The sequence below is a fragment of the Agrobacterium rosae genome, assembly GCF_002915175.1.
GTDB lineage: Bacteria > Pseudomonadota > Alphaproteobacteria > Rhizobiales > Rhizobiaceae > Agrobacterium > Agrobacterium rosae.
In genome coordinates this window covers 1-17,994 of sequence record NZ_NXEJ01000006.1, presented here as the reverse complement: position 1 = coordinate 17,994, position 17,994 = coordinate 1, and the positions used below count along the sequence as shown (strand labels likewise).

Here is a 17,994-nt window from a genome sequence, read left to right as displayed (position 1 = left end):
GCTAAATGAGAACAGAATTCAGTGCGGCAGTAAAATTATCCCAGCGCTTAAAGAGCGGTTTGGGCTTTGTAATATCGACGCAATAGAGGCTGCAAAGCGCGCTCGCACGATCCATAACGGCAAGGTGCTGTGATGGGGAAAGCATCTGACCTCCAATATAAAGGCTCGGAAAAAGCGCGAAGCGGCGGCACGCGTTAACTACGAGAATGCCAAACCACATCAAGTGGCAGCTCTCGATGCAGAGCGTGACAGGCTCTTGGTTAACGCAATGAAGCGATTATCTGCGGCGTTACCTTCTTTCTGGAGCCGTTAATGACGAGACCGAGAATGCGCAGACATCCGACAATGAACATGACCCAGCCTAGCGCATCCTCTGATGGCATGATTTCATTAAAGCCCATGAACGCCGGCTGATTGAATGTCTGCGAGGGCAGAAGAAGAACCCACCCGAACAACCCCATATGCAGGGCCATGAACCATTCCATCATGCGCGGGCCGAAGCGGTGCTGAATACGCACCCACATTCCCGGCCCCTGATAGCCCTGTTGCATCACCTGGTCTCCTGCCGACTCAAACGCGTCTTGACGCCGTCATAAAAACCAGCGCAGCGACCCGTCCTACTATCGACGGCGTCGGCAGAGATCTCCCACCGAAGCTGTGTATTGGGAGGCTTCTCTGCTCCATACTTCGGCACCACGCGCCCCATCTTCTGACGGCACTCTTCGGGCAGATCCGGCAGGTTCACGTCGGCCGCAGCCTTGCCCCGTGTGTTAGCGGCCGCAATCAGGCGCGCCTCTTTGCCGGCACAGCCAGAGACGATCAGCATCGCTCCACCGGTAATCGCCATCATCAATATTCTGATTGTCATCTTTGATCGCCTGTTCGAGTTGAGCTTCGAGCTTCTGTTGCGTCAGCGCATCGACCGTGGCGCGCTTCCGATATTCTTCGAGAGCCTGGGCGGCGGCATTGCGCTGTCGCTCAAGCTCGGTGACCTTCGCTTCAGCGGCTGTCTTTTCTGAAAGCAGCACATAACCACTCAGCAGAGCGTCATCGTGCGCGGCCAGCCAGATCCGGAAACCAACAAAAGCGATAAGGAGAAGAATGCAGGCGGAGATCACCCGCCCGAGCGTCGTTGTGAGGAGGAAGCTCATAGGACGCTCACGCAAAGCTCGGCTTCACCGATGCGCTGCGCGTCCCCCATCTCACGTCGATTGACCAGGCCTCGCACGATCTGCCCGCCGGCGCGGTTGAATGCCGTCTGGGCTTCGCATGCAGCCCGCCACTGGCCGGCCTCGATGCGGGCCTTCGCCGTAGATTTGCACCAGGCACCCACACCGAAATTGTAAGATCCAGAGATCATCGAGGCGCGAACGCTGACGGGGGCTTTCGAAAGGTTCGGAGAGCACTGCACGATGACTTGGTAGAAGTCATCATGAACGCGGCGGAGCAGCATACCCTTGCACTCCGCCCTCGTTTTCGTCATTCCAGGGCCAATGCCCTTGCCCGTGCCAACGACCAGGCCGTGCGCGAATTGCAGGAAGCCGCCTGAAATCCGCTCCGGTTAAGCAAGGCGCTTACGGGAACATCGCATAGGCGGACAGCCTTTTGTAAGACCCCGACATCGATCAAGCCCGTGGGAATTCCGTACCGCCGTATAAATTCCACATGCCAGTCGATAGGTGCTTTCTCCGTGTGGACGACGACCAACGCCATGTTGATTCGAAGAAAGTCAGCAACTGAACGGCAGACCTCATGCGGTGATATTGATCCCGATGACCTTCCCAGCCAGGTGTCTGTCAGCCGCCTCGACAGATCGGCGAACGAGACATTCGGTTTCAACGGTTGGTCCAGGTGGACAGAAACGAACGGTTTCGCGGAGCAGACATCCGGGTTCCAGATCAGGCCATGAATTAAACAATGAAAGGCGCTTACGCGTAGGACGACAACCTTTGGTGTGTCGTGACAAAACCGTTCCTTTCTGTCAAGTCGTGACGCAGACATGTGGAATGGAAGGCTTCATCGGCGATATGGCAAGGATCGGTTATGCGCGCGTTTCGACGGTTGATCAGCATCTGGATTTGCAGCTAAACGCGCTACGGTCGCGGGGTGTGACCGAATTTTCGAGGACAACGGTGTCTCGGGAGGGCAACTGCAACGTGACGGTCTATCGTCCATGTTGAAAGCTCTCCGGCGCGGCGATGTCCTTGTTGTATGGCGACTCGACCGTCTGGGACGGTCTATCATCCACCTGATTTCAACGGTCGAAACTCTCAAACGCCGCGGGATTGGGTTCATATCGCTGACGGAGAGCATCGATACGGCATCGGCGGGCGGCCAGTTGATATTCCACATTTTCGCGGCCATCGCACAGTTCGAGAAGTCCTTGATCCGTGAACGGACAATGGCAGGTCTAGCGGCGGCAAAAGCCAGAGGTAAACTGCCTGGGCGCAAACCGTCACTTAGTCCTGGTGAATGCGAGAAAATCCGTGCATCCCTGAGCAGCGGCGCGTCGGTGCGCGATGTAGCTGAAGCTTACAAGGTCCACCCTCGAACCGTCCTAAGAGGGGTTTCGCGGCTGGCTTAAATGCAAAATGCAAATGGCCTTGTCTCCGTACGGTCTGAACTGCACTGGATTTGCCGAAAACCCCGGCTCTTGAGAATTAGCGTCTATGACAAGCAAAACGACGAACCAACTCTCTCCTGCAGTCCGTGCCCGCGCGATTCGAATGGTGACGGAGCATGAAGCCGAACAACCTTCGACGACGGACAATCAGCTTGGCTGGGTGGAAACCTAACTTGCACGTTTGGCTGGCGGACTTGCGCTACGCCCAGTTCATCTTGTGGGGGTGCTACGCGATTCCTAAGGTCGCCAGCCACAGTCGTCGATAACCATTGCAACTGTATCTACCAATAGCTGATCAGGACCAATAATCGTTTCCTCAACACCAACCAGTTCATCGTCGTCTCGCCACCATTGCCGCATTTCATTCTCACCAAATTCGGCGGCATTGGGTTTTGTCATGTGCCTGTTGAGTGTTTCTTGGAACGAGATTTTGTAGCGATAGCAGCGTGTAACGCCTCGATGGCCGGAAATCATCCGTCTCAGCATCTCGCCGTAAATATCCTCGCGCAAGATACCTTCGACGACCACATGGAGCCCGCGATCAAGAGCGAATCGCGCGGAAATCTCTATATAGTCGGCTGCCAGCGATGGTTTCGTGTCGAGGACGTGCAGGACATTCCGTCGGAGCAAATCTTGTCCGACAATTGCGACACCACGGGGAAGACTATTTCTAATCGCCAGCGCAAGCGCAGATTTCCCGGTTCCCGAGTTCCCTCGAATGAGGATGAGCCGGGTCTGGGTATCGCCAAACGATTCCAAACTCCTGTTCTCCATTGGTCACTCACTCCGTTGGTGCCTGATGCCTTTGACAACCCCGTGACGTCAAAATAGCGGCGAAAGCTGATCCACCAGATTGTTGCAAAATTCAGTCGCATAAGTATGCTTTTTACTACTGAATTTTGCGACAATTTTTCGTCGTTATGGATCAGATGCCACAGGGTTAAAATAATTGGTTCGTAAAGCCAGAACCTTGGCAGAAGGAATGAGTGAAGTGTTCGTCGATCTGGGGGCGACGTCGGAACTCTCTCGTGCTTATCGCCTGGATCAGAGGATATAGAGATGCGTTTTTACAGGGGACTAACGGTCGATAGCGCGGCTGCGATCGGGGTAATGCAGGATATACGCATGGAGGGCCTTGCCTCGAATACGTCAAAAGGAAGATTCCTGCGATGGCGTCCGGACCCGGGACTTCTGAACAAGGACGATCTCACTTTGAACGACACGCGGGGCGAGCGCTTCAGGTTCGACCCGGTATTGGCATGCGGCACATTGGAAGGAGCGCTTCATTACGCCTGCAAATTCAATTCACAGTCCGACACAAGAAATCCAATCATCGTCGAGTTCGACGCAGAGAAGTCGGACGTCCTCATTGACGGCGTTGATTATGCCTACGACCTTTTCCAGGCAAACCAGGATTTCAAGGGACTTCCGGCTGCCGTCGCTGACATCTACGGTGAAAAGGGGTTGTTGTACGCGCGACGCGCATGGGCCAGTCAGGACCCAAAATGCAAGATCGCGCTGGCCGACCTGATGGTCGCGGACCCGGAGGTCGTCGAGTTCCACTACTGCAACAGAAACCTAATCAAGGCTTCGGACAAGTTGATGTTCCACAACGCCTTCGCGTTGATGCGGCCCATTCCCGCTTCCGCGATCATGAATGTCTACTCGCCCTGCGGGCCCTATCGTCCTGGGAAGCCCCACGTGGTCCTTAACGACGTACTCGGACGCTGAATACTCTCGCCGCCCTCTTGCCGTTCTCGCAGAGTGGCCACATATTACACGAAAGTGGCCACCGAGGCCGAAATCGGAGTAAACACAATGAACAGGCGTCTCGTAAGACAGCTTTCGGAAATCGGCGACGGTGACGAGACGGACGTTCTCAAGGAACTGGAGCAGGCACTGACCGTCGCGGCCGGTGGATCGTTGACCGTAAAAGCGGCACGCGACACCTTCACCAAAGTCTTGGGTCGGGTTCGCGGCGGCGACATGCAGGTCATCGGAAAGAAGACCGAGGACATGGCGGTCGTCATCTCCCTCAAGGACCTAGCGGCACTGATCACGTCTTCGGGCAGGAACATGTCCTTCGGCTCCGCGCTCGACGAGGTTGGCTTTGCTCCTCTCGGACGTCGGGTCAAGGTGAAGGCGGGCAACGACCAGCCGCGACTGAGGCGGCCTGAAAAGGCGCGCGTCCAGCTTCCCGCATCGCGTATGTGACTACACATGTATCTCCTTTCCACGCAAACGCTCATGGACCTTCTGTGCGGGGTGCCTGAAGTCAAGGAATTCGCGGACGGCGTTCCGAGGGGCGGAGTTTACCTAAGTGTCGTCTCCTTGGGGGTCGTTGACGGGGCGATCCGCGAGACGGGCGTCACCGAAGGTCGCGACCAGCTCGACCGCCTCTTCCGCCGTGTTCTGTCGATGGCGAGAACCCATTCCACGGTCGAGGTGTTCGGCGAACCCGCTGCGTCTATCTGGGCGAAACTGTCCGCGCTGGACCTCCAGGTCGACGACGACGGTATGCGGCATCTTTCGGACTTGGAGAGGATGGTCGTGGCCACGGCCATCGAGAGGAAGCTCGTACTCGTCGAACAAGCACAGCCCTACCATTCCGAGCTTCCCGAATTGAAGATAGTCGATCCGTATGCCGTCTGAGCGCGTGAAGAAGCGGGCGGATGACGTGGGAATATTTTCAACCTGATTGTTTTTTCCGTCTCGGAGCTATCAATGAAAGACTTATTCGTTGTCACCCATGCTCAATCTGTCCACCATATCGAGAAAAAGGTGGGAGGCTGGTTCGATACCGGGTTGACCGAAAAGGGCCAGCAGGACGCATTGTTCGTCGCTGCGGCTCTGTTAAGCGCCATCGGCGACAAAGAGGTTGAGATTTATTCCTCCGACCTCAAACGAGCCTCGCAAACTGCCGATATCATCGCAAACCTCTTCGAAAGACCCGTCACGACGACGAAATCACTACGGGAGATCAGCTACGGCGTGGCGGAAGGCAGACCGCAGGAATGGCTTGATGCCCGCTATGAACCTGCACCGGATGATGACCGGTTGGATCATCATGGAAACATTGAGGGAGCGGAGTCTCGGCGTGATGTCGCAAACCGCGTTTATCCGTTCCTGGACGCGATTTCACAGCGTGGCTGTCGAACTCAGATCATCGTCACTCACGGCTTTACCCTAAGCCTGGTGGTGGCAGCCTGGATGAGGATACCTATCGCGGCCTGCAGTTTTATTTACTTCGCTGCGCCCAGTTGCAGTGTCACCCACCTTAGGCAAGACGACTTCTTCCGGAATCGGGCGATGATCCGGCTGGCCGACGTTTCCCACCTCGCTCAATGAGAGAGGCAGTCATCGAATATCCAGTTCTATCAGTTATACGGCAGATTTTTTTGCTTCGACCATCACGAGTACGTTGAAGCCTTCCCGGACATGAAACGCGTCTTCAGCTAGCAGGGCATTGCCGTGCGCGCCCATGAACCACTTCGCGGTGTCGCGATCGTAGAACTCCGCAATGGCAGCTTCGACCTTTGCTTTTGCCTCGGTCAGAACCTCCAGCTTTTCCATCCTTCTTGTGTTGATCTGCACGAGCTTGCGCTTGGCAGGCTTTCCTGCATCGGACACGAATACCGAGAGCCTGCTACCGTGATAATATTTAATCCGGACCCGGAGCCGCTTCGGACGGGCTTTATCGAAGTCATCGTTGATCGACTGGATGCGGGCTTCGATCTCGTCAGCCGTGAGATGGGATTCCGGCATGACGTCGCTGACGGGTATGAGATCGTCGGCAAAATGCTCCTGCGCCACTTCGGCTGCGTGATGGGCATAAGCAAGATGCGTCACGGGCAGATCGGCCAGCCATTTGCGGCGTTGGGCGATGGCCATGGATTTGGCTGCAAGTTCACCGAACTTCGACACGGTAAAGTTCTCGCGCTTCTGACCGTCATTGGTCATCAGTGTCGCCTGCCACGCGTCGCCCTCGCGGCTCTCGATCCGGCGCACGCCAGAAATACCGCTCTGGTTGTTCTTGCGCAGGAGAACGGCCTGCTCGTGATTGGTGGCGGGAGGTATGGCTTCGATGATCGCATCGCGATAGGCGCGTGCGGCTTTATACGCAGCGTCATTCGACCCATAGATGCTGTCCTTGAAGAGCCGCACAATCTTGTGACCGCGCCGTCTAAGGTTCACCCACCAACCCGCGCCGCGACGTTCGTTGGCCTCCTCGCGCGAGAGTCCATAACCTTCGGCATCGTGTTTTGTCCCGGGGCTGTGAGCCTTCCTACGTTTCTTTGTTACACCACTGTCCGTATTCACTAGCGCCATGAATGTGACCTCACCCGTCTTTCCCTCAGATTAGGCGGCAGATTAAGGCGAGTTTGGGATGCCAAGTGAATATTATAGGCCTTCGGTTGCAAATAAGGTCGCAATTCCATCCTTTTGCCACAATGATTGATTGCATTCCGTGCAGATTTTGACAGCTGATTGATATTTTATCCAATCCGATCACCGGGGTTCCCCATGACCGACCAGCCATCGTCGTCCGAGTTCATCCAGGCTAGCCGTGTTCTCAAGGTCAAGTCGCCGCTCGGCGAGGATCAGTTACTGCCGGAGCGGATGGTCATCAACGAAGGCGTGTCGCAACTCTTCGAGATACAGCTGAATGTCCGCGCCAAGAAGGAATCGGTGAAGCCGGAGGAGCTGATCGGCCGTCTGATCGATGTCTCGGTGGAGGTGCAACAGGGTGACGGTGAGGATGGCAGCGGTGTCCGTCGTCCCTTCAACGGTCTCGTGACCGACCTGCACGAGGGACCGCCGATTACTCGCGGTCTACGCTCCTACGCCATGACCATCCGCCCGCAGATGTGGTTGTTGTCGCGTCGTTCAGACTGCCGAATCTGGATGGACAAGACCTCGGTCGACATCGTTGAGACGCTATTTTCCGAACACGGCATTCCAGCCCCTGATACGTCTGGTGTCATGTCGCCGCCGCCTGCGCAGGGCTATAGCGTCCAATATAACGAAGACGATTTATCGTATCTTCTCAGACGCTTAGAGGAAGATGGGTTGTTCTACTGGTTTAGCCACGAGGACGGCTCTCACAAGCTGCATGTGGCCGATACCGCCAATGGATGGCTTGGACCATCGCCTTCCGCTCAGGGTGAAGGCAAAGTGAGATTGGCACAGGGTTCGTCGGATCGCAACCACATCAATGACTGGGCTCGCCGCTTTTCCTATGTGCCCGGCCAGCGCGCCGGTGCAGACTGGAATTTCGAAACACCCGGCATGGTGCCAGGCAATATGACGCCATCACTTGTGCAGATGCCGGATGCGACAAAGCGCGAGCTGTACGAGTACCCCGCCCGCATCAAGACGGTGGAAGAAGCAGAGCGTGCCCAGAAGCTGCGCTCCCAATCGTCAGAGGCAGACCATGATCGCGTCTTCGGCGCATCGACGTCCCGTATTCTCGAAGCCGGTCGTCGCTTTACGCCCTATGAGGTGGCTCATCCCGAGCACGAATACGAAGAGCATGTGATCATCAAAGCGAGCCACACCATCGTGGATCGCTCCTATGAGACCAACAGCAACGAGCCCGAATACCGCAACACTTTCGAAGCCATCCCCGCCCGCGTACCGCTGACCCCGCACCGGACGACCAAGCGCCCGAAAATCGAGGGCACGCAGGTCGCCATCGTCGCGGGTCCCGAGGGCGAGGAAATCCACCCCGATCAATATGGCCGCATCAAGCTGTGGTTCCCATGGGACCGCAAGGCGAAGAAGGACGGAACCGATACGTGCTGGGTGCGGGTCAGTCAGGCATGGGGTGGCGGAACATGGGGTGCGCAGGTCATTCCACGCATTGGCATGGAAGTGATGGTGGCCTTTGTGGATGGCGATCCAGATCGTCCGCTGGTGACGGGTGTCGTGAACAATCCAAAAAATTCGGTGCCCTACGACCTTCCCGCAAACAAGACCCGCATGGTCCTGCGATCCAATACCCATAAGGGCGACGGCTTCAACGAAATCACCTTCGAGGATGAAGCAGGCAAGGAAAACCAGTTCTTCCATGCCCAGAAGGATCAGACCACCCGCGTTCTCAACGACCGCACCAAGCGCATTGACCGCCATGAGGTGGCCTCCGTTGGAGGTAACCGTGCCGTTGAAGTGTCCGGCAACCAGAAGCATGAGATCGGTGGATCGGTGAACACCGTTGTTGGCGGCACTGGACCGATGGCGATGATGGCTATGGCGGGTGTTCAGGCACTATCGGGTCACACCGCCGGACTGCTGTCACAGGCTGCCCAAATCGCGGGCGGCGGCGGGCCTGGTGTGGCAGCCTTCGCAACCACGCTGGCGTCTTCGGCACTCGGCTTCCTCGGCGCTGGCGGCATGTCGTCACGCGAGGGTGTCGTCTCTGGTCCAAGCCCCCGCGCAGATGCGGGTACGGCGCTTGCGGGCTCAGGTACGGGTGTCGGCACCGATGCTTCCGGTCTCTTCCCGCTCCCCGGCATCATGAACACCATTGTCAGCACCTTCAAGTCGGACAGCGTGGGTGTCGCGCATGCTGAACAGATCGGAGTCAGCAAGATCACGAATGTCGGTCAGACTTCGCTGGAAAGCGTCGGCAAGTTCAAGAAGATCGCGGTCGGTGAGGAGTTCGTCATCGAGTGCGGCGATTCCAAGTTCATCATGAAGTCCAACGGCGAAGTCATCATCCTCGGCAAGACGTTCAATTTCGTGGCNTTCCAAGTTCATCATGAAGTCCAACGGCGAAGTCATCATCCTCGGCAAGACGTTCAATTTCGTGGCGACGGATCATTTCCAGCTTCGCGGCAAGCCGATCGATTTGAATTGATAAGGGGGGCTGGCCCGTGGAGCTTGATAATCGACTTCCGTTTCCCGCCATGGCCTTTCGTCAGTTCGACACCGAGGGCGAACTGGATTGTGTCGTCTCCGTCCGCGCGACATTCATGCATGTTCAGGACGGTATTCTCGAGATCGCCGAGGAGCAGGAAAGCTTCCAGTGGGAGGACGCCTACGAGGGCGATCCACATCAAACCGTCCTTCTTCGCCAGAGCGATCTCAGCCCCGACAAACCTGGAACTGACGTCACGTTTCTCGGGAATGCCTGGTCTCCCTCGGGAGAGCCTGAGCAGTCCTGGCGAGCATCGTTGAAGCTGGGACTGGTGTTCAAGGAGATCGATGTTTCTGGGCCACGCTTCTGGGAACCTGTGATCAAGGAGAAGTGGGCCGGGTTTTCCGCAAAGGAGCCAAAACGCGTTATCGCAGACTGGACGCTGACGAAACCCGAACCAGCAAGGAGCGTAAGTGTCTGCTGGCGCAACGCCTATGGCGGAGCGATCCCCGGCACTGGTGATACCGAAACGGAGACGCCTTTTGACGTTGAACGCAGGAACCCGCTCGGGTGCGGCATCGTCAACGTCGATATGCCATCCGACACCCGCCCTGTACCCGCGCCTCAGATCACCGTACCCGATGAGCCGCTGGACTGGCGGCAAACGCCAGAGCCTCAAGGGCTGGGTCTCATGTCGCCGTGGTGGCGTTCGCGGCAGCAACATGCGGGAACCTACGACGACGACTGGGTGGAAAAACGTCACCCTCTCTTGCCGCGCGATTTCGATCGTCGCTTCTGGCAATCCGCACATCCCGACTTGATAGCAGCTCCGTATCTTCGGGGTGATGAAGCATATGAGCTCTCAAACCTGCATCCGCACCACTCGGTCGCCCGAGGCAAGCTGCCCGGTCTCACGCTCGGGGTTCACTGCGTTCGCGAGGATCGAGACGACTGGCACGTACTCGAACTCGATGGTGTCCAGTTCGACTGGCGCGACGATGGGCGGGTCCTGCTGACCTGGCGAGCGAGGTTTCCTTTACCAGACGCAGGTGAGACGACCCTCACTTTGACGCGTGTCCGGTTAAAGCCGCCGGAAGTCGAGACTGCCACGGTCAATGAGGGAGAGATGGCATGAGCATCCCTCGTGACTATGCTGGCGAGCCACAATATCCCGAGCCTTGGACAACGAATACACCACGTGAGGGCTTGCGCGACATCGACGAGGCCCGGATTGTATCTCTGGCACCGGATGTATGCTTGACCCCCGTCGGTTCCTCAGTGGTGCCCATTCCGTACCCGGTCGTAGATTTCTGCGGTCATGACAAGAACTACACACCGTCGGTCCGCTTCACGCGCAAGAAAGCCATGGTGATGCGCTCCTGCACGACGCACGTGCATGGCGACGCGCCGGGTATCAGAAAGGGCCGAAAGTCCGGCACAGTAGAGAACGTCTGTGAGCCTATCGGTCACGCCGATCAGGTCCGAGCCGAAGGTTCGCACGTCATTCGTCACCTCGACCGTTTTTACATGAACAACAGGAACACCGAAGGCGAAGCGGTTTTCGTCCGCAGCACCCAGACCTACGATCCTCCGAAGGACGATGATCCGGTTCCGGGGTCACTCGTTGCAAAGCCAGTGCAACTCGCGCTCGACTCCAGCAGTCCGGAAGCTCAAGAAATTTTGCGTGAAGCTTTGCGGAAAGCGTCGCCGAAGCCTCCATCCATTCCAACTGGGGTACCGACGCCGACAAAAAGCGGCTCAGTTATTATGCGCCGCCTTGGAATGTTCGGAAAAGTCCTTGGGAAAGTCGCAGGCCCCCTTTCGATCATCACGAGCGGCGGCACACCCGATCTCGATAACGCCATCATAGCAAACAAGCGGGCCAAAGAAATCCTTGAAGGCATAGTGCCAATGGGGCCGACTGAGACTGCACTCTACGACCAAACTAAGGAAAGAATCGCTTCGTATTATCGGGATTATTATGAATTTCCTTTTTCCGCAGTAGATGAAGAGTATCTGGACAAAGAGAAGGAATATCTCGAGGCGTCGATCAAAATCGAGAGAAATAGAAAGCTAGCGAAGGCACTGGAAAACGGTGTGCGTGTCTATACCGACGAGAAAGACGATTGGCCCTGCGTCGTCGGCGAATACAAATTTGTGAACATGATATGCCCTGGCGAGGCTCACCATATTATACCAGACATGGTATACCGTGTCGGGAATGCGCCAGAATACGCGGCGGACAAAGATTCGACCGAAAACCGAATTCCACGATCGCCTACATATAATAAAGGCCAAGCTATTTGCCTGACGAAGGCGATGCATCGCACCGACGAGGATGCGGTTCATAAATCCCTAAATCCGGCGTTGGCGAGATTAGGCTTAAACTATAATCCCACCGGCACTGCTCCACTCGGAAAAATCAGAGATGAGGCGCACAAGGCGCTGGACAGAGTTAGAGACCTCCCGGAAAAATGTCGTAAAATGGCAAAAGATGCTGCTGATATTCAGGTCGGCGCGAACGACTTGCAGCCGGGTCGTACCACAATGATGCCTCCTAAACTGCCGGGCGGACGGGATGTCATAGACGTTCTCAAGGCTGGAAAATATTGAAGCGAGGAAACCATGAAATCCTATGATCCACTTAGAATGGACAAAGCCCTGGCGCTGAATTCCGATACGTTCTGTATCGTGTTCAGCGGGAAGGACAACGAGGATATGTATTCGTACATCCTGACGTATGAGGGAAAGTTGGAGCAACCTTGGAGCCGCTCGGATGTACCACGCAAGATCGATGGTTTGACTGGCGGATTGGGTGAAGACGGCAGGCCCGTCATTCATGCATTGAGCGATGAAGGCGATCTTTACACGCTACATATGGGAAGAGATTCGACCTATACGAAGATCAAAGGAGCGGGTGTTTACTCAGAGGACGCGACCGACCTCGGATACGTAAACGCGATTGCGCAGATTGATAGCGCGTTGTTCGTCATGGGATACCACTCGCAGCTTTACAGGCTGGCTGATGAGAACATCGAATGGTTTCAACGGGAGAAGCTTCCTGAAACTCCAGCGACATACGACTACCTGATATTCGGGCGCCTGACTGGCCTCTCGGAAGACGACATCTACATGAGTGTCACTTACTCTCCAACAAGTACGAACAGACCTTTGACCGAGGAGGAAGAAAACCGGAGGAGGAAGCTTTTCGAAGAGGGGCGAAATGAAGAGGCAATAGCCATCCGCGAAGCAGCGGAGGGTCCATCCCGTGTCTACGAGGGCCGACTTTATCATTGGAACGGCGACGAATGGCGTATCGTTGCTGCGCCACGCGGTGGGAAATACTACCCCGAGCCAGCGACGCTGTCGGATATTTTCATTGAAAACAAGGACAGGGTCTGGGCCGTTGGCGACAACGGGGTCATCCTTATGGGCAATGCGGAATATGGCTTTGAAGATGTATCGTTCAAAGGCAACAGCGAGAGTTTGAGATCGATCACAAAGTTCAGGGACAAAATGGTCATCGCATCGGATTACGCTTTGCACTGGTTTGATGGACATATGCTGTCACCACTCAAACCCAATCTCGACCCAGCCATCAACAACAATGTGCCAAACCCCGTGAAGGTACAGGCGGTGGACAACATTCTCTTCTATTTCGACTCAAAACACGGTGTTCAAACATTCGACGGACGCGAATGGACTGAGATACAAATCCCCCCTGAATTGCTGGAACGGGAATTTAAGGGCATTAGAAAATGACCGCGGAGAGATACCTTCGTTTTCGACGGTAGGCACTCCCGGTATTCCCGGCTCTGTAGCGAATGCAACGATCCTGATTTTTAAACTCTGGTCGAACGACACATGAACGACGACGAAGATTTCGAAGAACTGTACGGGAAATGGGAGCCGAAACTTTATCATGCCGCAATGTCGGACATCGACCGTCACTTCGCGGTTTTAGTCGGCGGACCGCGGTGGGATGACCCGTACACGATCATTCTCACTCGAGACACTGTGGAGCAAACCTTCTCAAGATCGGATGTCCGCAGGGAATTGCGCGATATCAGAGCGTTACGGTCGACTGAAGCCGACGCCCCGCCGTCTTACGTCACGATCAGTCTTCAGGGTGACATCTATTTGGTCGGACCAGAAGGCTCTAAACACACAGTAATTCCCGGAACCCTTGCCGCATCAGAAGACGCGCCGGAAATAGATTTCAATTCGATATTGCCTTACGGAGAGCAATGGCTAGTAGCTGGAAGCGACGGGTTCCTTAAAGTCGGAAGAGACGATGTCTGGAATGATGTGGTGCCTGAACTGGAAGTGCGACATCCCTACTCGGAGAGCGAATGGTCCATTCTCGGCGCGAACGACGCGGGTGTTGTTTACCTGATCGCAACCCAAAGGCCCAGCCCTCGGTCGTTCAATCTCTATCCGGGCCATCCTCTCTACCGCGAAGACATGTCTGGGGACGAACGTTTTGAACTACAAAAGAAGCTACAGGCCGAGCAGTCTTCCTACCCCGTCTTGAACTTCCTGTTTACAGGTGTGCCTGGCAAATGGAAACGCCATGAACTGCCGCAACGTATTGCGCAATCTCTGCCAGCCTATGCCTGGTTGTCGGGCCTTACCTCCGACGGCAATGGTAACGACTACATTGTCGGCTCCGACGGTTTGGTGATGCTCGGCACGCCTGAGAGCGGCTTTGTAGAAGTTTCGTCACTGCCAGACCGTGAGAAAAACTATTCTGACGCAGCGCATTTCAACAGTGAGCTTGTCCTCACGGCCGATTCCGAGTTGTTCCGCTTCGACGGACACTTGGCAAAGACCTTCACTCCGAAGGTGAAGCTCAAGCTTGCCAGTAATCGAGTTCAGCCATCCTCGATTTTTGCCAGAGAGAACAGGCTGCATGTTTTCGACTATGGCAACCGTATTTTCAGTTTCGTTGACGGCGAATGGAAAGAGTACGTCATCCCCGGAGAGTTGACGGCGCGTCCATTCAAATGCGATCTTAAATGATTGACGGCTGTACGAGGTTGGTTTGGAGGTGCGCCTAGAGTGCCGACCTCGTTCACTGTTTCGCGCACAGCGTTGAATATAAGGCCACCTGAAAGTTTGGCTTGGCGGAACCTGATAGTCTTGCCGAGCATGGATGTCATCAGTGATGACTTGATGAAAGAAATCGCCTTCCGGAGCGCGGATTATTCTGCGCTGAAAACCGAGCTGCGAAACACCATGATGGAGAGCGATCTCGATCCGAGTGCTTCGTACGCTCTGTGGAACCAGGCATTGCATAGGATCGATGCCAGGCTTGGGCGGCGGGTTCGTATCGAATTCGAGCAATGGGGCATCCGATTTCCATGCGACTCCGATACCGTTTTAGGTGAGCTCGACGCTTGGGAACGAACTTGGCCCGATCTCGCGAACAGCCTCCGCTCGCATCCATCCACCACTCCGTGGGGCGACAATCTCGCTTTGGACTATCGTGCGGCGTTGCGAAACGACGTCTTTGGCCAAAAACTAGACAAGCGTCTCGCGTCTCCGCTAAGCAAATGGGACGAGGAATGCTTCGGTCGATACGCGACTGCGGACCTGTCATCTAAAGCCGAGTTTTTCACGACGCTCAGCGTCGGTGCCGAGAGGCTTCGACTTTGCCGTTTTTGGAAACACGCGTCCGCGAGCCTCTCTCCCGATCAGAAGCGGCTTGTTTGGCGATTGGGATCGGATGTGTGGAACCGGATGCACCACCCCATGACCGAAGCGGACCTGAAAACGATGAGGGACGAATATCAAGACGAACAGAGTTTCCAGAATGCCTGCTCTGCACTTGAATGCTACAGTCCCAGAACCCCTCGACTTCCCAGCCCGGACATAATGCTGTCCTACCTATAAGAATTGTCGATGGCCGTTCCGGCGTGTCAGATGTCCTCGATGTCTTCGGGTTTAAATGGGCCCTCGTTGTCGAGCAGGTTCTCGAGAGAACGGCCACTGCGCACGATCGACACGCTAAAGCTATCGTCACCGTCCATGATGTATACTGCGTCGCCGCTCGCGCCGCCTCCAACAGTGAAACCAGGTCCGCGCTCGCTTCTTCGATCGTCCAATTACCCGCCATCCACCTCGACCTCCGATTTTTGACTCGTAACTTTTGAAGCCATGGATTTTAACGAATACCGGTCACAACCGGCTAGGCTCTCGTGATTCGTTTCCCCGAGGTCCACCATGGCTGACCTAGTTTATTTAATGGGTACTAATATACTTAGCAACGCCGGCCTGCAGCGTCCACCACCGGGCCTGCGGACCTGGATGCAAACCGTCGGGGCGAAATCACTGGCACTCTCGTACCCCGCTATAACAGAGTTGAGACGAGGTGCCCATCTCGCGCAGAGACACGATCCACAGAAAGCGGCGAGACTTCATGCCTGGATAGAGGACATTCTATCGGTCGATTTTCGGTTCGCAGACTTCACGCCAACGGCCGCGTCATTATATGCGGAGATGACGACAATCGGACCGCTCAGGCATTTCTACAAACAGCCTCCGGAGCAAAAGAAAGACAAGCTGGGACACGATCTGCATTTCGCAGCACTTTCCATCGCGCACCAGATGCCCATCGCGACGATGAACATCAGAGATTTCATGTCGATCAGCGGGTACTTTCCCCTTCCGGGGCTTTACCAGCCGATTGAGAATGTCTGGTACGTCAATTGCCCGTCGTCGTTGGCGCCAACACCGCCCAAAAGAAATCGGACTGACACCGATTCAGGCGGTCGCGATTTTAGATTTCTGAAATAGTCCGTGGTTTTGGATAGTCTATCTGAGGTCTCAACGGCAGGTCGCCGTCAACGCCATAGGTTGGAAGATGACGGAATGGTTTGAGACAGCGATACTGTTGGCTTCCATACACTGTATTCCCTTTCGCACGCCGACGAAAAACCAGTTTACTTAGAATATTATTCAATTCTAAATTGGGGTCCGATTCCGTATGGGAGGAAATCTGCCTTGGCCCTAACCGCATTCATTTCGTACTCGCATGCCGACGAGCGGTATCTCGATAGGCTCCACAAGCATATGTCTCTATTACAGCACGATGGCGACATCGAAACCTGGACTGACCACCGGATCGTTCCCGGCGCGAAACTGAATGATTCCGTGATGACCGCGCTTGAGACAAGCGATCTTTTTATCGCTCTCGTCAGCCCGGACTATCTGGCATCCAACTATTGTTACGAAAAAGAGTTTCAAGAAGCATTACGGCGGGCGGAGGTCGGTGAACTTCACATAGTTCCTGTTATCCTGGAGCCGTGTGACTGGCTAGGTACGTGCTCGGCATCAAGATCACGCCGACCCCTTCGGCGGAGGCGATCGCCGGCGTGCTGCGCATGGCCATGGTCGACAAGACCGATCTGTCGCGGATGGTCGGCGCGGAGACCGACTGGTCGGCCTGCGTCAAACCCGATCTCGCGTCGATGGACAACGGTGCCGCGCAGGTCTCCGACCACTTTATCACGGGCGCTCAGTCGATCGGAGTAACGATTGTGCGCTAGCCCGCGGGCGATCCAGCGCGTCGTCCTTTTATCGAGAGGCTGTTCGGTATTATCGGTCCGCTGATCACACAATTCCTCGACGGACGGACCTTCGCGTCCGTTCACGAGAAGGGCGACTACGACGCCGAGGCCCACGTGAGCGTCTTCATGGACGAGTTCGCGCGGATCATCATCTTCGCGGTCTGCGACATCTACCGGAGTGGCAGCCGACCATCTTGTGAACCACAAGAAACTCTTCCGGCTCTATCGGGAAGAGAAGCTGACGGTACGCAAGCGTGGCGGGCGTAAGCGGGCGATAGGCACCCGAGCGCCGATGTTGATCCCGACGGCTGCCAATGATCGCTGGTCGCTGGACTTCGTGTCAGATCAGCTCACCGATGGCCGCAGGTTCCGGGTGCTTACGATCGTCGATGATTGCACAAGAGAATGCCTGGCTCTCGTCGCCGATACACCAAGCCTTGGCGCTTAGGCTGCGGAGGCCTTGCGAGCTGCTGATACTTCCATCGCCACGGCTATAGCGGCATTTCCAGACCGCGACGCTATTGTTACGTCACTTTGCGAGGCCGCAGATTGGCTGGAGAAAGCCGTCTCCGGCGCGTCAGCACAGTTTATTTCATTGCATGGTCACCGGATAACTAGAAAGCGCCAGGAGGTCGATGCCGCAATTTTGAACGCGGCAGAGATCTTTGAACGAGCGTTTGAACAGCCGTCGACCATTTCATCAGGCGCGACGTCTACGCTGACTGTCGAGCTGGGCGAGGGTGGGACCCGGGTCGATGTCGAGACCACGCTCGCTCTGCCTCAGGAAGTTGCTTATCGAAAGCTTCAATGGACGGCTACGAGACGAGTTCCTGAATGAGACCCTCTTCTCGCCACTGACCCATGCTCGATCTTCGCTTTCAGCCTGGCGAGGAGATTACAACGAACATCGACCACACTCTGGGCTCGGCTGGATGACACCT

The 17,994-nt window shown here is 55.7% G+C and carries 17 protein-coding genes and 3 pseudogenes; 15 read left to right on the top strand and 5 right to left on the bottom strand.

What is annotated here, in order from left to right; all coding sequences use genetic code 11:
- Nucleotides 1-260: 260 nt before the first annotated feature.
- The 3 genes from CPJ18_RS11190 to CPJ18_RS11175 all read right to left on the bottom strand — a co-directional run bounded on the left by CPJ18_RS11190 (nucleotide 261) and on the right by CPJ18_RS11175 (nucleotide 1,495).
- Nucleotides 261-551 carry a hypothetical protein gene (locus tag CPJ18_RS11190; protein ID WP_103658340.1) on the bottom strand — a complete coding sequence of 97 codons (291 nt, stop codon included), beginning with the start codon at nucleotides 549-551 and terminating at the stop codon, nucleotides 261-263.
- Nucleotides 552-770: 219 nt separating this feature from the next.
- Nucleotides 771-1,151 carry a hypothetical protein gene (locus CPJ18_RS27190; RefSeq protein WP_245445392.1) on the bottom strand — a complete coding sequence of 127 codons (381 nt, stop codon included), beginning with the start codon at nucleotides 1,149-1,151 and terminating at the stop codon, nucleotides 771-773.
- Nucleotides 1,148-1,495 carry a glycoside hydrolase family protein gene (locus CPJ18_RS11175; protein ID WP_407026459.1) on the bottom strand — a complete coding sequence of 116 codons (348 nt, stop codon included), beginning with the start codon at nucleotides 1,493-1,495 and terminating at the stop codon, nucleotides 1,148-1,150. The genes CPJ18_RS27190 and CPJ18_RS11175 overlap by 4 nt, the downstream gene beginning before the upstream one ends.
- A 621-nt stretch (nucleotides 1,496-2,116) precedes the next feature.
- On the opposite strand from CPJ18_RS11175, the gene CPJ18_RS11160 reads away from it, so the two are divergent.
- The gene (locus CPJ18_RS11160; RefSeq protein WP_320188293.1) at nucleotides 2,117-2,584 is read left to right on the top strand and encodes a recombinase family protein; all 468 of its coding nucleotides are present in this window, start codon (nucleotides 2,117-2,119) and stop codon (nucleotides 2,582-2,584) included.
- A gap of 276 nt (nucleotides 2,585-2,860) precedes the next feature.
- Here CPJ18_RS11160 and CPJ18_RS26995 read toward each other — a convergent pair whose 3' ends face one another.
- Nucleotides 2,861-3,382 (bottom strand): kinase, encoded by a 522-nt coding sequence (locus CPJ18_RS26995; protein ID WP_197710899.1) that lies wholly within the window; start codon nucleotides 3,380-3,382, stop codon nucleotides 2,861-2,863.
- A 366-nt stretch (nucleotides 3,383-3,748) separates the two neighbouring features.
- Between CPJ18_RS26995 and CPJ18_RS11150 the strand changes: the two genes are divergently transcribed.
- The 4 genes from CPJ18_RS11150 to CPJ18_RS11135 all read left to right on the top strand — a co-directional run bounded on the left by CPJ18_RS11150 (nucleotide 3,749) and on the right by CPJ18_RS11135 (nucleotide 5,971).
- On the top strand, nucleotides 3,749-4,354 hold the full coding sequence (locus tag CPJ18_RS11150) for a hypothetical protein (protein ID WP_146258678.1): 606 nt from the start codon (nucleotides 3,749-3,751) through the stop codon (nucleotides 4,352-4,354).
- Between the two features lie 87 nt (nucleotides 4,355-4,441).
- Nucleotides 4,442-4,837 carry a hypothetical protein gene (locus CPJ18_RS11145; RefSeq protein ID WP_146258677.1) on the top strand — a complete coding sequence of 132 codons (396 nt, stop codon included), beginning with the start codon at nucleotides 4,442-4,444 and terminating at the stop codon, nucleotides 4,835-4,837.
- Nucleotides 4,838-4,843: 6 nt separating this feature from the next.
- The gene (locus CPJ18_RS11140; RefSeq protein ID WP_103658327.1) at nucleotides 4,844-5,275 is read left to right on the top strand and encodes a type II toxin-antitoxin system VapC family toxin; all 432 of its coding nucleotides are present in this window, start codon (nucleotides 4,844-4,846) and stop codon (nucleotides 5,273-5,275) included.
- A 72-nt stretch (nucleotides 5,276-5,347) separates the two neighbouring features.
- A complete protein-coding gene (locus CPJ18_RS11135) occupies nucleotides 5,348-5,971 on the top strand; it encodes a histidine phosphatase family protein (protein ID WP_103658325.1) in 624 nt (207 codons plus the stop codon).
- 33 nt (nucleotides 5,972-6,004) lie between these two features.
- On the opposite strand, the gene CPJ18_RS11130 is transcribed toward CPJ18_RS11135, so the two are convergent.
- On the bottom strand, nucleotides 6,005-6,952 hold the full coding sequence (locus CPJ18_RS11130) for a hypothetical protein (protein WP_146258676.1): 948 nt from the start codon (nucleotides 6,950-6,952) through the stop codon (nucleotides 6,005-6,007).
- Between the two features lie 195 nt (nucleotides 6,953-7,147).
- Here CPJ18_RS11130 and tssI point away from each other — a divergent pair.
- The 10 genes and pseudogenes from tssI to CPJ18_RS27630 form a co-directional block, all read left to right on the top strand.
- Nucleotides 7,148-9,369 (top strand): annotated as a pseudogene (tssI, locus tag CPJ18_RS11125) (type VI secretion system tip protein TssI/VgrG); the annotation flags it as partial.
- A gap of 129 nt (nucleotides 9,370-9,498) precedes the next feature.
- Complete coding sequence (locus tag CPJ18_RS11120; RefSeq protein WP_103658323.1) at nucleotides 9,499-10,617, top strand: DUF2169 family type VI secretion system accessory protein; 1,119 nt, start codon at nucleotides 9,499-9,501, stop codon at nucleotides 10,615-10,617.
- Nucleotides 10,614-12,095 (top strand): DUF4150 domain-containing protein, encoded by a 1,482-nt coding sequence (locus CPJ18_RS26805; protein WP_167397882.1) that lies wholly within the window; start codon nucleotides 10,614-10,616, stop codon nucleotides 12,093-12,095. The genes CPJ18_RS11120 and CPJ18_RS26805 overlap by 4 nt, the downstream gene beginning before the upstream one ends.
- Before the next feature lie 12 nt (nucleotides 12,096-12,107).
- The gene (locus tag CPJ18_RS26990) at nucleotides 12,108-13,244 is read left to right on the top strand and encodes a hypothetical protein (RefSeq protein ID WP_103658321.1); all 1,137 of its coding nucleotides are present in this window, start codon (nucleotides 12,108-12,110) and stop codon (nucleotides 13,242-13,244) included.
- A 102-nt stretch (nucleotides 13,245-13,346) separates the two neighbouring features.
- On the top strand, nucleotides 13,347-14,504 hold the full coding sequence (locus CPJ18_RS11105) for a hypothetical protein (protein WP_103658319.1): 1,158 nt from the start codon (nucleotides 13,347-13,349) through the stop codon (nucleotides 14,502-14,504).
- Between the two features lie 153 nt (nucleotides 14,505-14,657).
- Entirely contained in the window at nucleotides 14,658-15,377 is a 720-nt protein-coding gene (locus CPJ18_RS11100; RefSeq protein WP_146258675.1) for a hypothetical protein, read from the top strand.
- A gap of 330 nt (nucleotides 15,378-15,707) precedes the next feature.
- Nucleotides 15,708-16,280, top strand: a complete 573-nt coding sequence (locus CPJ18_RS11090; RefSeq protein WP_103658313.1) for a PIN domain-containing protein — start codon at nucleotides 15,708-15,710, stop codon at nucleotides 16,278-16,280.
- A gap of 207 nt (nucleotides 16,281-16,487) precedes the next feature.
- Nucleotides 16,488-16,787, top strand: a pseudogene (locus CPJ18_RS27450) (toll/interleukin-1 receptor domain-containing protein); the annotation flags it as partial.
- Between the two features lie 20 nt (nucleotides 16,788-16,807).
- Nucleotides 16,808-17,032 carry a hypothetical protein gene (locus tag CPJ18_RS27180; RefSeq protein WP_245445410.1) on the top strand — a complete coding sequence of 75 codons (225 nt, stop codon included), beginning with the start codon at nucleotides 16,808-16,810 and terminating at the stop codon, nucleotides 17,030-17,032.
- 217 nt (nucleotides 17,033-17,249) lie between these two features.
- A pseudogene (locus tag CPJ18_RS27630) lies at nucleotides 17,250-17,994 on the top strand (integrase core domain-containing protein); the annotation flags it as partial.

Coding starts and splice junctions, on each gene's coding strand:
- CPJ18_RS11190 (WP_103658340.1), bottom strand. CDS start 551: ATGCAACAGGGCTATCAGGGGCCGGGAATGTGGGTGCGTATTCAGCAC.
- CPJ18_RS27190 (WP_245445392.1), bottom strand. CDS start 1,151: ATGAGCTTCCTCCTCACAACGACGCTCGGGCGGGTGATCTCCGCCTGC.
- CPJ18_RS11150 (WP_146258678.1), top strand. CDS start 3,749: ATGGAGGGCCTTGCCTCGAATACGTCAAAAGGAAGATTCCTGCGATGG.
- CPJ18_RS11145 (WP_146258677.1), top strand. CDS start 4,442: ATGAACAGGCGTCTCGTAAGACAGCTTTCGGAAATCGGCGACGGTGAC.
- CPJ18_RS11140 (WP_103658327.1), top strand. CDS start 4,844: ATGTATCTCCTTTCCACGCAAACGCTCATGGACCTTCTGTGCGGGGTG.
- CPJ18_RS11135 (WP_103658325.1), top strand. CDS start 5,348: ATGAAAGACTTATTCGTTGTCACCCATGCTCAATCTGTCCACCATATC.
- CPJ18_RS11130 (WP_146258676.1), bottom strand. CDS start 6,952: ATGGCGCTAGTGAATACGGACAGTGGTGTAACAAAGAAACGTAGGAAG.
- CPJ18_RS26805 (WP_167397882.1), top strand. CDS start 10,614: ATGAGCATCCCTCGTGACTATGCTGGCGAGCCACAATATCCCGAGCCT.
- CPJ18_RS26990 (WP_103658321.1), top strand. CDS start 12,108: ATGAAATCCTATGATCCACTTAGAATGGACAAAGCCCTGGCGCTGAAT.
- CPJ18_RS11105 (WP_103658319.1), top strand. CDS start 13,347: ATGAACGACGACGAAGATTTCGAAGAACTGTACGGGAAATGGGAGCCG.
- CPJ18_RS11100 (WP_146258675.1), top strand. CDS start 14,658: ATGAAAGAAATCGCCTTCCGGAGCGCGGATTATTCTGCGCTGAAAACC.
- CPJ18_RS11090 (WP_103658313.1), top strand. CDS start 15,708: ATGGCTGACCTAGTTTATTTAATGGGTACTAATATACTTAGCAACGCC.